14 protein-coding genes and 1 tRNA gene are annotated in these 15,319 nt (G+C 46.4%); 11 read left to right on the forward strand and 4 right to left on the reverse strand.

Annotation, left to right across the window (positions count from 1 at the left end; translation table 11 throughout):
• Positions 1–42: 42 nt before the first annotated feature.
• A complete protein-coding gene (locus tag QMF28_RS04400) occupies positions 43–1,650 on the forward strand; it encodes an ABC-F family ATPase (RefSeq protein ID WP_281743440.1) in 1,608 nt (535 codons plus the stop codon).
• A 51-nt stretch (positions 1,651–1,701) separates the two neighbouring features.
• On the opposite strand, the gene QMF28_RS04405 is transcribed toward QMF28_RS04400, so the two are convergent.
• The 4 genes from QMF28_RS04405 to QMF28_RS04420 form a co-directional block, all read right to left on the reverse strand.
• Entirely contained in the window at positions 1,702–1,971 is a 270-nt protein-coding gene (locus tag QMF28_RS04405) for a DUF1289 domain-containing protein (RefSeq protein ID WP_281743441.1), read from the reverse strand.
• Positions 1,968–3,140 (reverse strand): GNAT family N-acetyltransferase, encoded by a 1,173-nt coding sequence (locus tag QMF28_RS04410; RefSeq protein WP_281743442.1) that lies wholly within the window; start codon positions 3,138–3,140, stop codon positions 1,968–1,970. Before QMF28_RS04410 ends, QMF28_RS04405 begins: the two co-directional genes overlap by 4 nt.
• Before the next feature lie 2 nt (positions 3,141–3,142).
• Positions 3,143–3,529 (reverse strand): lactoylglutathione lyase, encoded by a 387-nt coding sequence (gloA, locus tag QMF28_RS04415; RefSeq protein WP_281743443.1) that lies wholly within the window; start codon positions 3,527–3,529, stop codon positions 3,143–3,145.
• A gap of 74 nt (positions 3,530–3,603) precedes the next feature.
• A complete protein-coding gene (locus QMF28_RS04420; RefSeq protein WP_281743444.1) occupies positions 3,604–5,274 on the reverse strand; it encodes an electron transfer flavoprotein-ubiquinone oxidoreductase in 1,671 nt (556 codons plus the stop codon).
• 158 nt (positions 5,275–5,432) lie between these two features.
• Between QMF28_RS04420 and QMF28_RS04425 the strand changes: the two genes are divergently transcribed.
• From QMF28_RS04425 to pheS, 10 genes are all read left to right on the forward strand, one after another.
• The gene (locus QMF28_RS04425; protein ID WP_068321629.1) at positions 5,433–6,134 is read left to right on the forward strand and encodes a CoA transferase subunit A; all 702 of its coding nucleotides are present in this window, start codon (positions 5,433–5,435) and stop codon (positions 6,132–6,134) included.
• 42 nt (positions 6,135–6,176) lie between these two features.
• Complete coding sequence (locus QMF28_RS04430) at positions 6,177–6,827, forward strand: CoA transferase subunit B (protein ID WP_068321494.1); 651 nt, start codon at positions 6,177–6,179, stop codon at positions 6,825–6,827.
• A gap of 81 nt (positions 6,828–6,908) precedes the next feature.
• Positions 6,909–8,738, forward strand: coding sequence for an alpha/beta fold hydrolase (locus QMF28_RS09950; RefSeq protein ID WP_345739975.1), 1,830 nt, complete (start codon positions 6,909–6,911; stop codon positions 8,736–8,738).
• Positions 8,739–8,759: 21 nt separating this feature from the next.
• Entirely contained in the window at positions 8,760–10,793 is a 2,034-nt protein-coding gene (locus QMF28_RS04445) for a RelA/SpoT family protein (RefSeq protein WP_281743445.1), read from the forward strand.
• 18 nt (positions 10,794–10,811) lie between these two features.
• Positions 10,812–10,888 (forward strand) — tRNA-Val (locus QMF28_RS04450).
• 124 nt (positions 10,889–11,012) lie between these two features.
• Positions 11,013–12,935, forward strand: a complete 1,923-nt coding sequence (gene thrS, locus QMF28_RS04455; RefSeq protein WP_281743446.1) for a threonine--tRNA ligase — start codon at positions 11,013–11,015, stop codon at positions 12,933–12,935.
• Positions 12,936–12,968: 33 nt separating this feature from the next.
• The gene (gene infC, locus QMF28_RS04460) at positions 12,969–13,502 is read left to right on the forward strand and encodes a translation initiation factor IF-3 (protein WP_420865686.1); all 534 of its coding nucleotides are present in this window, start codon (positions 12,969–12,971) and stop codon (positions 13,500–13,502) included.
• Positions 13,503–13,629: 127 nt separating this feature from the next.
• The gene (gene rpmI / locus QMF28_RS04465) at positions 13,630–13,827 is read left to right on the forward strand and encodes a 50S ribosomal protein L35 (protein WP_011902674.1); all 198 of its coding nucleotides are present in this window, start codon (positions 13,630–13,632) and stop codon (positions 13,825–13,827) included.
• Between the two features lie 25 nt (positions 13,828–13,852).
• Positions 13,853–14,218, forward strand: a complete 366-nt coding sequence (gene rplT / locus QMF28_RS04470; RefSeq protein WP_011902675.1) for a 50S ribosomal protein L20 — start codon at positions 13,853–13,855, stop codon at positions 14,216–14,218.
• 25 nt (positions 14,219–14,243) lie between these two features.
• Positions 14,244–15,290: a phenylalanine--tRNA ligase subunit alpha gene (gene pheS, locus QMF28_RS04475; RefSeq protein WP_216156758.1), complete on the forward strand. Its 1,047-nt coding sequence runs from the start codon at positions 14,244–14,246 to the stop codon at positions 15,288–15,290.
• Positions 15,291–15,319: the final 29 nt, after the last annotated feature.

The raw sequence follows: 15,319 nt of genomic DNA on the forward strand, positions 1-15,319 counted from the left end.
CTCCGGGGTAACTATTGAATTTCAGAAAGCTAGAAAACATCCGTGCTGTCAGCATCTAATATCACCATGCAGTTTGGGGCAAAGCCTCTGTTTGAAAACATTTCCGTGAAGTTTGGCGGCGGTAATCGTTACGGCCTTATCGGCGCAAATGGTTGCGGCAAGTCAACTTTTATGAAAATTTTAGGTGGCGAGCTTGAGCCGACTAGCGGTAACGTGAGCTTAGACCCAGGTATTCGTTTGGGTAAATTGCGTCAAGATCAATTTGCATACGAAGATGTGCGCGTTCTTGATGTTGTGATGATGGGTCACGAAGAGATGTGGAAAGCTGCAGCAGAGCGCGATGCAATCTACGCTAACCCAGATGCTACTGATGAAGATTACATGAAGGCTGCTGAGCTCGAAGGTAAGTACGCTGAATACGGTGGCTATACCGCTGAAGCAAAAGCAGGCGAGTTGTTGTTAGGAATTGGTATTCCTATCGAGCAACACAACGGCCCAATGAGCAATGTTGCGCCTGGTTGGAAATTGCGTGTATTGCTAGCGCAAGCATTGTTCTCTGATCCGGATGTGTTGTTGCTTGATGAGCCAACCAATAACTTGGATATTCACTCCATTCATTGGCTTGAAGACATCCTCAATCAAATTAAAAGTACCATCGTCATCATTTCCCATGATCGTCACTTCCTCAACGAGGTCTGTACGCACATGGCCGACATGGACTATGGAACCTTGAAGGTTTATCCAGGCAATTACGATTCCTACATGCTGGCATCCGTACAGGCACGTACACAACAACTAAGCAATAACGTAAAAGCCAAAGAAAAAATTGCTGAATTGGCAGCTTTCGTAGCGCGCTTCTCAGCAAACGCTTCTAAGGCGCGTCAAGCGACCTCACGTCAGAGACAGTTGGAGAAAATTGAGATTGTTGAAGTAAAACCATCATCACGTCAAAACCCATTCATACGTTTTGATACTGAGAAAAAATTACACAATATGGCGGTAGAGTGCAATGGACTGACCAAGGCTTATGACCGCGTTATCTTCAAGAATTTCAAATTAGGTGTTCGTGCTGGCGAGAAGATTGCCATCATCGGACAAAACGGCGCAGGTAAGACGACACTACTCAAGACCATTCTAAGCAAGCGCTTTGAAGGTATTGCTGCTGATAGCGGTGATGTGAAGTGGGCTGAGAACGCTAACGTTGGTGTGATGCCTCAAGACAATACCGAGATGTTCGCAAAAGACGAATTGCTCATGGATTGGATGAACAACTGGCGCAATACTGGCGATGATGATCAAGTCATTCGCGGCACATTAGGTCGCCTCTTGTTCTCTGGTGACGATATTGGCAAGTCCGTTAAGGTGCTCTCTGGTGGTGAAAAGGGCAGAATGATTTGGGGTAAATTGATGCTCCAAAAATATAACGTGCTAGCAATGGATGAGCCTACCAACCATATGGATATGGAATCCATTGAGAGCTTGCAAATTGCACTTGAGAAATTCGACGGCACTTTGATATTTGTTTCTCACGACCGCGAATTTGTATCTGCTTTGGCTAATCGCATCTTAGAAGTGAAGATGGATGGCACGGTAGTAGATTACTCCGGAACTTACGAAGAGTATTTGCGTAGCCAAGCATTAGCTGGCTAATTTAATTTCAGCAGTAAACCTGTTGGTAAAAGTATGTCCCTGAATAAGCCCCTACGCGGGCTTATTTTCTTTAGCTTGTCGTTGAAAGCGGGTCGCAGTACCTTCTTCGCGAATGCGCTTCCACACTAAATCTTTTTCTTCTTGAGAAAAGAACACCCAATTACTGACTTCTCCGAGAGTGCGACCGCATCCTTGGCAGATTTCATCGTAAAGAGTGGTGCACACACCAATGCAAGGGGAGTCGGACTCATTATCCCCAGTCGATAGGGAGTGAGAGCCATCTTGCGAGGCTGATTTGGTGTCGTTGCTTCCGGAATTCATGGCTGTACTTTAGACGATTTCAAAGGACTGTGCTCGGCAAGCTCATCGACATAAGCCCCAATCCCTTGATGCTCACGGTCTAAGAAGTGCTGCACTGCTTTGGCAAAGCGGGGATCGGCAATGAAATGCGCTGATTGAATCGTGGTGGGCAAGAAGCCGCGCGCCATTTTGTGTTCACCTTGTGCGCCACCTTCAAAGGTTTGTATCTTATTGGAAATGCAGTATTCAATGGCTTGATAGTAGGCGGTTTCAAAGTGCAGGCAGGGAATGTGTTCGATCGCACCCCAATACCTGCCATAAGCCTTGGAGGTTTTGGGGTCTATGACTAGTAATGATGCAGCAATAGGAATTCCCGCACGTTCAGCAATGATTAAATGAAGGTTCTCAGGCATTCGCTGCGCCCATAACTTGAAGAATGCCTCATTGAGATATGGATTGGAGCGATGCTCTAAGTATGTATTTTCATAGCAGCGATAGAAAAACTGCCAATCGTCATCGGTTGAAGAAACTCCTGGCACATGCCTAAAGCTAATAGATTCCTTTGCCACTTGCTCGCGCTCACGTCGAATATTCTTGCGCCGCTTCATTGTGAGTGCTGCTAAAAATTGTTCAAAGTTCTCAAAGCCCTGGTTATGCCAATGAAATTGAACGGAGTCACGCAGCATGAAGCCTTGCTTTTGAAGGCTTTTAGATTCTGAGGCGTAAGGGAATAAAACGTGCGCTGAAGACAGATTGTTTTGAGCAACTAAAGTTTTTAACCCTGTAATGACATGTTGCTTAACCAAATCGGCATCAATGTGACTGGCACTAAGAATTCTGGAGCCTTGTACTGGGGAGAAGGGGATGGCACAGAGGGCCTTTGGAAAGTACTGCATGCCTTGCTGCTCATAAGCCTGAGCCCATGACCAATCAAATACAAATTCGCCATACGAATGTTGCTTCAAATACAGAGGCATTGCGCCAATCAGTTGATCATGATCTTTTAGGAGTAGGTGCGCAACTTGCCACCCGGTATTGCCGCCAACGCAACCCGTCTCTTCTAAGCCGCTAAGAAATTCATGACGCAAGAAGGGGCCTGCATCAATAGGAAGTAGGGCATTCCAGTCCTGGCAAGAGATATCGCTTAAGCGATCGAGTATTTCTAATTGATATGAATCGGGCTGGGCCACGATTAGCGCTGAATAAGCTCTATTTTGTAGCCATCAGGATCGGTAACAAATGCAATGATGGTGTCGCCGCCAGCTACTGGCCCAGCTTCACGAGTGACATTGCCGCCAGCCGCCTTAATCTTGGCGCACGCAGCATAAGCATCAGGAACGCCAATGGCTATGTGACCATATGCTGTTCCCATATCGTAACTAGAGACTCCATGGTTATAGGTCAACTCAATCTCAGCTTGTCCATCGCCATTACCTTTGCCGTAGCCCACAAAAGCGAGCGAGTATTTTTGCTCAGGACGCTCAGTAGTGCGCAGTAAATTCATACCCAATACTTTGGTGTAGAAATCAATGGAGCGATTCAAGTCGCCAATGCGAAGCATGGTGTGTAGGATCATCATGAGCTAAATATAACGCTATTTATTGAATCATGTATTGAATGAAAAACCCCGGCATATAACCGGGGCTGTATTTATTACATGGAAGCATAGTTCGGGCCGCCACCACCTTCTGGCGTAACCCACACGATATTTTGGGTTGGATCTTTAATATCGCAAGTCTTGCAATGAACACAGTTTTGCGAATTGATTTGCAATCGTGGCTTGCCGTCAGTCTCTACATACTCATATACGCCAGCAGGGCAATACCGTTGCTCAGGGCCTGCATAGGTTTTAAGATTTACATCCACAGGCACCGAATCATTCTTCAAAGTTAAGTGTATGGGTTGATTCTCGGCGTGATTTGTATTGGAAATAAATACGGATGAGAGGCGATCAAACGTAATCTTCCCATCTGGCTTCGGATAATCAATTGGCTTGTGTTGAGCAGCGGGCTCTAGGCATTCGTGGTCAGCATGTTTTAGATGGACAGTCCAAGGCATGTTACCGCCTAACAACTTCTGCTCTAAACCAACCATAAGGGTGCCGAGATAGAGCCCTTTTGACATCCATGGCTTGAAGTTACGTGCTTGATTGAGTTCTGCATGTAACCAACTATTTTGGAATGCGGTTGGGTAGGCAGATAAAACATCCTCAGAGCGGTTTTCATTGATCGCTGCGACTGCCGCTTCTGCAGCAAGCATGCCAGTCTTAATTGCGGCATGACTGCCTTTGATACGTGATGCATTCAAATAGCCAGCATCGCAACCAATCAGTGCACCACCAGGGAACACGGTTTTTGGCAAGCTGTTTAAGCCGCCTGCAGTTAATGCACGCGCACCATAAGCAATGCGCTTGCCGCCTTCAAAAGTCTCGCGAATTTTTGGGTGCAACTTATAGCGTTGGAATTCTTCAAAAGGAGAGAGGTAAGGGTTCTTATATGAGAGGCCAACCACCAAGCCAACTGCAACCTTGTTATCACCTAGGTGATAGAGGAATGAGCCGCCATAGGTATCACTCTCCAATGGCCAGCCTGCTGTGTGGACAACCAGCCCAGGCTTGCTCTTGGAGGGCTCCACCTCCCAGAGCTCCTTGATACCAATGCCATAGCTTTGTGGGTCGGCATCTTTATCTAATGCAAATTTAGAGATGAGCTGTTTGCCGAGATGACCGCGTGAACCTTCAGCAAAGAGGGTGTACTTGCCACGCAATTCCATACCAAGTTGAAATTGATCGGTAGGGTTGCCTTCTTTATCCAAACCCATTGAACCAGTAATCACTCCGCAAACTGCGCCTTGATCGTTATAGAGAATTTCTGCTGCAGGAAAACCGGGAAAAATTTCAACGCCGAGATTTTCTGCTTGTTGACCGAGCCAACGTGTCACGTTTGCAAGACTAACAATATAGTTGCCTTCATTTTTAAAGCAGTGGGGCAACATCCAATTCGGAACTTGATAGGAGTTATCGCTGGTCAAGAATAAAAACTGATCTTGAGTAACTTCTGTTTCTAGTGGAGCACCCAGTTCTTTCCAATCTGGAAATAACTCAATAAGCGCCTTTGGATCCATCACCGCGCCAGAAAGAATGTGAGCGCCGATTTCGGAACCCTTTTCCAGAACGCAAACGCTGATCTCTTTTCCGGAGGCATTGGCCAGTTGCTTAGCTTTAATGGCGGCTGATAAACCTGCAGGCCCACCCCCAACAATGACCAAGTCATAGTCCATGGAGTCTCTGGGACCAAATTGCTCTACCAGTTCAGCAGCATTCATTCAATTTCTCCGAAATTTCTCAAAAATAGGGCTTTTCAGCCCTAATAGTTTAGTTCCAACTGCCAAAAACCGAATTAGTGCCAAGACGGCCTGGATCAATGGGCTTGAAGCGTTATGATTACTTTTTTACCCATTTTGGCAATATTAGGACAAAAGTTATGAATAAAACTTACCCATCGGCAGTTGATGCCTTGCGGGATATCTTAAAAGACGGACAAAAATTAGCCGTTGGCGGCTTTGGTCTTTGCGGCATTCCTGAGGCCTTGATCCAGGCAGTGAAGGATTTGGGTGCCCAAAACTTAACTGCTATTGCTAATAATGCTGGCGTTGATGGTTTTGGGTTGGGTTTGTTGTTGAACTCACGCCAAGTCAAAAAGATGGTTGCCTCATACGTGGGTGAAAACAAAGAATTTGAACGTCAGTATTTGGCAGGTGAGTTAGAGTTGGAATTCACGCCACAAGGAACCTTGGCTGAAAAACTAAGAGCAGGTGGTTGCGGTATTCCTGCCTTCTATACCAAGACTGGTGTTGGCACTTTAGTTGCCGAAGGTAAAGAAGAAAAAGAATTCGATGGCGAGAAATACATCATGGAACGTTCGATCGTTTCTGATATTTCTTTGGTAAAAGCATGGAAAGCAGATAAGTCAGGTAACTTGGTCTATCGCTATACAGCACGTAACTTCAATCCAGTTGTGGCAATGGCTGGCAAGATTACAGTGGCTGAAGTAGAAGAGATTGTTGAGAACGGTCAACTTCATCCGGATGAGATTCACACGCCTGGTATCTACGTACACCGCTTGGTGCTCCATACAACACCAGAAAAGCGCATTGAGCAGCGCACATTGACTGCAAAAGCGTAATTTTACGAATAGCAATAGAACAGAATATTTAGGAAGATCGACATGCCTTGGACAAGAGATGAGATGGCGGCACGTGCTGCTAAAGAATTAAAAGACGGTTACTACGTGAACTTGGGTATTGGTATGCCTACATTAGTTGCGAACCATGTACCAAAGGATATGGAAGTTTGGCTCCAGTCTGAAAATGGCTTATTGGGTATTGGTCCATTTCCAACCGAAGAAACGATTGACGCAGACCTAATCAATGCAGGTAAACAAACCATTACTACTTTGCCTGGTTCATCCATTTTTTCTTCTGCGGATTCTTTTGGAATGATTCGTGGCGGCAAAATCAATATTGCAATTTTGGGTGCAATGCAAGTGAGTGAGCACGGTGATTTGGCCAACTGGATGATTCCAGGAAAAATGGTCAAAGGTATGGGTGGCGCAATGGACTTGGTAGCAGGCGTAAAACACGTTGTTGTGCTGATGGAGCACGTCGCTAAGAAAAAAGATGGTACAGAAGAGCTTAAAATTTTGCCTAAGTGCACATTGCCTTTAACGGGCGTGGGCGTTATTAGTCAGATCATTACAGATCTATGTGTTCTTGACATTACCCCTAAGGGCTTAAAGTTGACTGAACTCGCTCCTGGCGTAACCAAAGAAGAAGTTATTGCAAAGACAGGTGCCCCTGTTGATACAACGGGTTTCTGAGCAATTTATCCAGATGAATGAAATAATGGAATCACTATGTCGGGATTCCATTTTTCTCATTCAAAGTCCTCGACACCAAAGATGAATTCCGGTGTTGATCCCTCGCTGCATGCTCATAAAAAGGGTGATGCAAAGCATACCCATAGTAAGCAAGTCTCCAATCAAAATTTACTGTTAATTGCCTTAGTACTTACTTTAGGCTTTTCCGGTGTTGAGGGGGCGGCAGCTTACTTCGCTAATTCATTGGCGTTGATTTCTGATGCTGGCCACATGGTTACCGATGCGGCAGCACTCGGGTTGGCTTTGTTGGCGCAAATTATTTCCCGTCGTCCACCGTCTCCAAAACATTCATTTGGCTTTGGAAGGGCGGAGGCCTTAGCTGCTTTTGTTAATAGTATTGTGATGCTGGCCTTGGTCGTGTGGATTATGGTTGAGGCAATCAGCCGATTCTACGAACCACATAAGGTAGATGGTCTTACCGTAACAGTTGTTGCTGCCATTGGCTTGTTGATGAACATCGTGGTTGCATGGGTGCTATCTCGCGATAAGAAAAGCGTAAATACCCGTGCAGCTTTAGTGCATGTCATGGGCGATTTGTTGGGATCAATCGCCGCATTGATTGCTGGTGTGGTTATCCAGTTAACAGGCTGGATGCCAATCGATGCCATTTTGTCTATCTTGGTTTCACTCTTGATTCTGAAATCGACGATCTCCATTCTTCATGAGTCATATCACTTCCTCATGGAGGGCGTACCCCTCCACATCGATTATTTGCAGGTAGGTACTGATTTAAAAAATGTCCCCGGCGTATTGGCTGTTCATGATCTTCATGTCTGGGAGATGACCCCTAGCTTTCCAGCATTGATTGGTCATATTGAAATTGCCGATATTCAAGAATGGCCTCAGATCATGGCCAGAATTAATGAAATGCTGTTAGATAAACATGGTATCGATCATGTGACCTTGCAGCCTGAGGTGATTGGTGAGGATCACGATCATGAGCATGATCACGCCAGTCATGAAGTTCACAATGAAGCGCAGGCAGCAAATGTATTTCATGACGGCGAAACTTTTTATGTTGATTGCTCTAGCGGCGATGAAAAACACCGGATGGCATATCACGCATGGGGTAATCCAGGTAATCCAGTATTGATGTGTGTTCATGGCCTCACAAGACGGGGCAGTGACTTTAAGACTCTTGCACTAGCGATGTGCAAAGACTATTACGTTGTCTGTCCAGATATTGTTGGTAGGGGTGATTCAGATCGGCTTAGCAATCCAATGCTTTATGCCGTGCCACAGTACGTTTCTGACATTGCTACGCTAGTTAAAAAGCTCGGTGTTTCACAAGTGGACTGGTTTGGTACGTCTATGGGTGGTCTCATTGGAATGGTTTACGCGGCAATGCCAAATTCACCAATACGCCGCATGCTAATTAATGATGTAGGTCCAAGAATTGAGCCTGAGGCAATCAAACGTTTGGGTTCTTATGTGGGGCAACCATTTTCTTTTGCCAATCGAGAAGACGCTCTTTCTCGCTTGAATGAAATCTGCGCTAGTTTTGGTGAACATACTCCGCATGAGTGGGAAATCTATAACGGACCTATGTTGATTCAGAAGGAAGGTAAATGGATCATGCATTACGACCCAGATATCTCGGTGCCTTTTGCTTCAGTTAATCCAATCATGGCCAAGGCAGGCGAAATGGCGATGTGGCATGCCTTCAAGCAAATTCATATTCCAATGTTGATTGTGCGCGGCGGTAATTCTGATTTACTATCCGCAGCAACGGTAGCGGAAATGTGCAAAGTAAATCCTTATGCGCGCAGTATTGAGATTCCAAACGTAGGCCATGCTCCTGCTTTTGTAAAGCCCGAACAAATTGCGTTGGCAAAAGAATTCTTTAGTTAATTCCTTATTTCATTTTTGCCGATGGCAAATGCTCCCACTAACCCCGAAAAGCTAGCAGTATTTCAGGATGCTTGGTATGGCGAGCCAGCTGAATCACACGCACTTGGGGTTTCGCAGATCCTGCAAACTCTCAACCTAGACGAAGCAACCCTCATTGCAGCAAGTAATATTGCGCGCACTCACGGCAAAGAAGCGCTTATCAAGCTTATTGGTGAAGAGCCTGCCAAGCTACTGATTGGTTATCGCGGTTTACGTCAGGCCCAAGCAAAATTGATGCGCGATGATGGTGGCCTCAGTGTCACCGGCCAAGAAGAAATGCTCCGCAAAATGCTTTTAGCATTCGGTGATGACTTAAGGGTGGTGCTGATTTATCTCGCATCTCGATTGCAGACCCTGCGCTGGGTCACCCAGGAAAAAATCGAGATGCCAGCTGCTTGGGCGCAAGAAATTCTCAATATCGATGCCTCATTAGCTAACCGTCTTGGTATTTGGCAGATGAAGTGGGAGATGGAGGATTTAGCATTCCGGACACTGTCTCCAGATACTTATCGTGAGATAGCCAAGATGCTCGATGCAAAGCGTATTGAGCGCCAATCCTTTATTGATCAAATTGTTTTGCAGCTGCAGGATGAGCTCAAGGCTGCACAAATTGATGGTGAAGTACTTGGACGTCCTAAGCACATCTATAGCATCTGGAAAAAAATGCAAGGTAAGTCCCTAGATTTCGCTAATCTCTATGACGTTAGAGCATTTCGAGTTTTAGTTGATGATGTGAAGTCTTGCTATGCCGTGCTGGGTATTGTGCATAACGTTTGGCAACCAGTGCCACGTGAATTTGATGATTACATTGCTAGACCTAAACCCAACGGCTATCAATCCTTGCATACCGTAGTCATGAATGAAGACGGTACTGCATTTGAAATTCAGGTCCGTACACAAGAAATGCATCAACAAGCTGAGTATGGCTTGGCAGCACACTGGCGTTACAAAGAGGGTGCTTATGTTGGAATGGCGACACCACCCAATCCAACAAAAACGAATAAGCCCAGCGCCAACCATCAGCAAGGCACGCACAGCGCAGAGGTAGCTTACGAGAGACAAATAGCCTGGGCTCGTCAGCTCATCTCTTGGAAAGAAGATGCTTGGGAGCAGCTCAAGCACCATGAGATTGATGATCATATTTATGTGCTCACACCTTTGGGTAAGGTGATCTCATTAGAGAAGGGCTCAACGCCGATTGATTTTGCTTATGCAGTGCATACCAATCTTGGTCATCGTTGTAGAGGCGCAAGAGTAGATGGCGCTATGGTGCCGTTAGAGACATCTCTGCAAAATGGTCAAACAGTTGAAATCATTGCGGTGAAGCATGGCGGTCCATCGCGCGACTGGATTAGTCCTGATAAAAATTACCTGCGTTCGCAAAGAGCGCGTCAAAGAGTGCGCGCTTGGTTTAATGCTTTGGACGATGAAGAGGCTGGCCAATCCACTAAGGCTGTTGATAACAAGCAAGAAGCCAGCCCGGAAATAAAAACAACTCCGACTACACCTGAAATTATCTTACGTAGTAGCACTCATAAATCTGGGCGGGGCGGTGATGTCTTGGTGGTTGGGGTGGACTCTTTGTTAACGCAGTTGGCGCGATGCTGCAGACCTGTTCCTCCAGACGCTATTGCCGGATTTGTGACTCAGGGTAGAGGGGTGTCGATACATCGACGCTCATGCAAAACCTTCAGAGGTCTTTTGGAAAGAGCTCCAGAGCGAGTAATTCAAACGGCTTGGACGGCTTCAGCAGTAGATCCTATCGTCAACCAGGAGCAAAAACGGGTATTCCCAGCAGATTTGGTCGTAACTGGCCTGGATCGACCTGAGCTCATGCGGGAGCTCTTTGAGATTCTCACGCGGCAGGGCGTCCAAGTGATCGATTTACGTAAATCAGCCAAAAAGGGCTTGGCTCAGATCCTTTTAACGGTTGAGGTGAAGGATTCTGAAGTGTTGCGAGTGGTTCAAAACAGCCTAGAAGAGGTCAAAGGGGTCACCCAAGTGCGTCGCCGGTGATAAACTCTATGGCTGAATAGGCTCGTAGCTCAGCTGGTTAGAGCACCACCTTGACATGGTGGGGGTCGTTGGTTCGAGTCCAATCGAGCCTACCAACGAATAAGACCCAAAAGAAGTGCCATCAAGGACTTCAAAGAGGCGCGGATGCCCATAAGCTACCGCGCTTTCTTTTTGGGAAAGAAGTCAGGAATGAAGTTCAGTAAATAAGATGGGGTCATCATGCTTGTAGTTACTCTGCCCGATGGATCAAAACGTGAGTTTGAGGCGCCCGTTCGCGTAGCGGATGTTGCGCAAAGCATCGGTAGTGGTCTTGCAAAAGCCGCCTTAGGTGGCATTGTTGACGGCAAGATGGTGGATACCAGTTTTGTTATTGATAAAGATAGTCAGCTTGCCATCATTACCGATAAGAGTCCTGAGGCATTAGAGATTGTTCGCCATTCCAGTGCTCACTTATTGGCGTATGCCGTAAAAGAATTATTTCCTGAAGCGCAAGTTACGATTGGCCCAGTGATCGAGAATGGTTTTTATTATGACTTCTCATATCACCGCCCATTTACTCCAGATGATTTAGTTGCTTTAGAAAAGAAAATGACTGAGCTCGCTAAAAAAGATGAGCCAGTAACGCGTACCGTAATGCCACGCGATGAAGCTGTTGAGTTTTTCAAAAAGCAGGGCGAAAACTACAAGGCAGAATTGATTGCAAGCATTCCGCAAGGCGAAGATGTTTCCCTTTATGCAGAAGGTAAGTTCACCGATTTATGCCGTGGACCACACGTGCCATCTACTGGGAAGCTCAAGGTATTTAAGCTGATGAAGCTTGCTGGTGCTTACTGGCGTGGCGATAGTAAGAATGAGATGCTGCAGCGTATTTACGGTACAGCCTGGTTGCGGAAAGAAGATCAAGATGCTTACTTGCATATGCTTGAAGAGTCTGAGAAGCGTGATCATCGCCGCCTTGGTAAACAGCTCGATTTATTTCACTTCCAAGAAGAAGCTCCAGGCTTAATTTTCTGGCATCCAAAAGGTTGGTCAATTTGGCAAGAGGTTGAGCAATACATGCGTCGCGTGTATCAGCAAGAAGGCTACCAAGAAGTTAAAGCGCCACAAATTTTGGATCGTGGTCTTTGGGAAAAATCGGGACATTGGGAAAACTATAAAGAGAATATGTTTACGACAGAGTCGGAGAATCGTGCTTATGCATTAAAGCCGATGAACTGTCCTGGTCACGTACAAATTTATAACTCTGGTTTGCATAGCTATCGTGAGTTGCCATTGCGCTTTGGTGAATTTGGTCAGTGCCACCGCAATGAACCATCGGGCGCTTTGCATGGTTTGATGCGCGTACGTGGTTTCACGCAAGACGATGGTCATATTTTCTGTACTGAAGATCAAATTCAATCTGAAGTGGCCGCATTTGATAAAGCAGTCCGTGCTGTATATCAAGATTTTGGCTTTACCGAGGTCGCCGTAAAACTCGCTTTACGTCCAGCTAAACGCGTTGGCGATGACGCTATTTGGGATAAAGCTGAAGATGCTCTGCGCGGCGCCTTGAAGGCCTCTGGCCAGGAATGGGAAGAATTGCCAGGCGAGGGTGCTTTTTACGGTCCAAAGATCGAATATCACCTCAAGGACTCTATTGGGCGCACATGGCAGTGCGGCACGATCCAGGTTGACTTCTCCATGCCAGCCCGTTTAGGTGCTGAATACGTGGCTGAAGACAATAGTCGCAAAACTCCAGTCATGCTGCATAGGGCAATTGTGGGCTCTTTAGAGCGTTTTATCGGCATTTTGATCGAAAATCACGCTGGAAACATGCCCGTTTGGCTTGCTCCGACCCAGGCTGTAGTCCTCAATATCTCAGGAAATTCTGCTGCATATGCACAACAAGTGCAGCAATTGCTGAAAAAACAAGGGTTTAGAGTCGAATCCGATTTGCGGAACGAGAAAATTACGTATAAAATACGCGAGCACGCATTACAGAAGATCCCGTTTTTGCTAGTTGTAGGGGATAAAGAATCTGAAAGTAATACGGTAGCCGTTCGTGCCCGTGGCGGAGTGGATTTAGGTGTAATGCCTCTTGATGCCTTCGTTGCCCGACTCCAGCAGGATATATCCCAGAAAGTCGGACCCGAGCCTAGCTAGGGTTAGAACGGTTTTTATTGTTTTTTTAAAGGAATTAAGAAGATCGCTACTGAAAAATTGCAACGCATTAACCGGGAAATTACTGCTCCTGAAGTGCGTTTGATTGGAATTGATGGAGAGCCCATCGGTGTAGTTAAGTTGAGTGAAGCCTTGGCTGCAGCAGAAGAGAAAGAAACCGACCTGGTTGAAATTGCTCCGACGGCTGTGCCACCTGTAGTCCGCATCATGGACTTCGGCAAATTCAAATACCAAGAAGCCAAGCGGATGCATGAAGCAAAGCTGAAGCAAAAGGTAATTCAGGTGAAGGAAGTTAAATTCCGCCCTGGTACTGATGATGGTGACTACGGTGTGAAGCTACGCAATCTAATCCGCTTTTTAGAAGATGGCGATAAGACAAAGATTACGCTGCGGTTTCGGGGTCGTGAAATGGCCCACCAAGAAATCGGAGTCAGAATGTTGGAGCGTTTGAAGTTGGATCTCGTTGAATACGGCCAAGTCGAACAGTTTCCAAAGATGGAAGGCCGCCAGATGGTGATGGTATTGGCCCCCATTCGTAAGGCTAAGTAATCAGGTTCTACCTGGTTCTTATGTAGGGAGGCGCTGAAAGGCGCCGGTAGTTTGAAGTGCTTCTGGGTACAGGAAGAGTAACCGTCGGTTACCACCTATGTTGCACAAGTAATTGAAGGGGTGCTTTATGCCCAAGATGAAGAGCAAGAGTAGCGCTAAAAAGCGCTTCACGGTTCGCGCAGGCGGAACGATTAAACGAGGTCAGGCTTTCAAACGCCACATCCTCACCAAGAAGACCACAAAGAATAAGCGTCACCTCCGTGGTTCCACAGAAGTTGCGAAAGCTGACGTTAAGTCAATTCGCTCTATGCTTCCATACGCTTAACCTCAGACTAGATTAGGAGAATTAAATGCCAAGAGTCAAACGTGGGGTTACAGCAAGAGCCCGTCATAAGAAAATCACCGATGCCGCTACAGGTTACCGTGGCCGTCGTAAGAACGTATTCCGTATTGCTAAGCAAGCGGTTATGCGTGCTGGTCAATATGCATATCGTGACCGTCGCAACAAGAAACGTGTATTCCGCGCTTTGTGGATTGCTCGTATCAACGCGGCAGTTCGTCAGCATGACATGACCTACAGCGTATTCATGAATGGCATGAAGAAAGCTGCAATCGAACTCGATCGCAAAGTACTTTCTGATATGGCCATTGCTGACAAAGCGGCTTTCGCTGCTTTGGTTACTCGGATCAAATCCGTAGTAAACGCTGCAGCTTAATCTTAGTTTTCTAAACTAAGCTGCAATGGTTTCTCTCGACCACATTGTCGAGGATGCTAAACGTGATTTCCTCGGGGCTGCCGATGCGGCAGCTCTAGAGGACGCGAAAGCCAAGTATCTCGGTAAGTCAGGTGTTCTCACTGAGCGTTTAAAAGCGCTTGGTGGAATGTCGCCTGAGGAGCGCAAAAGTGCTGGCGCCCAAATTAATCAAATCAAAACCCAAGTAGAAGCTGCATTACAAGAGCGTCGCCAAGCTTTGGCTGATGCGGTATTGATGCAACGTCTTGCGGCGGAGTCTATTGACGTTTCCTTGCCTGGCCGTGGCCAAGCAGTAGGTAGTTTGCACCCTGTGATGCGCACCTGGGAGCGTGTTGAAGAGATCTTCCGCTCGATTGGTTTTGATGTAGCGGATGGCCCTGAAATTGAAACTGATTGGTTTAATTTCACCGCCTTAAATAGTCCGGAGAATCATCCTGCTCGTTCCATGCAGGATACTTTTTATATCGACGGCAAAGATTCTAATGAGAAGCCTTTGTTATTGCGTACGCATACCAGCCCAATTCAGGTTCGCTATGCGAGCGAGCACGTTAAGAAATACGCCAATGCAGATGTGATGCCACCCATCAAAGTGATTGCTCCTGGCAGAACCTATCGCGTTGATAGCGATGCAACACATTCACCGATGTTCCATCAGGTTGAAGGCTTATGGATTGCTGAGAGTGTTTCATTTGCAGATCTCAAGGGTGTCTATACAGACTTCTTAAGAACTTTCTTTGAAACAAACGAGTTGCAAGTTCGTTTCCGTCCATCCTATTTCCCATTCACAGAACCTTCTGCTGAAATTGATATGGCCTTTGGTAGCGGCAAACTTGCCGGCCGTTGGTTAGAAATCTCCGGAGCAGGGCAAGTACATCCAAACGTATTGCGCAATATGGGTATCGACCCAGAGCGCTATACCGGCTTTGCTTTTGGATCTGGCCTAGAGCGCTTGACGATGTTGCGTTATGGCGTTGACGATTTACGTCTCTTCTTCGAAAACGACCTGCGTTTCTTAGCGCAGTTCCCCGCATAACCAAATCAGCATTACTAATTCTTAGATCG

Origin of the sequence: Polynucleobacter yangtzensis, from assembly GCF_027924165.1 — a bacterium.
Taxonomy (GTDB): domain Bacteria; phylum Pseudomonadota; class Gammaproteobacteria; order Burkholderiales; family Burkholderiaceae; genus Polynucleobacter; species Polynucleobacter yangtzensis.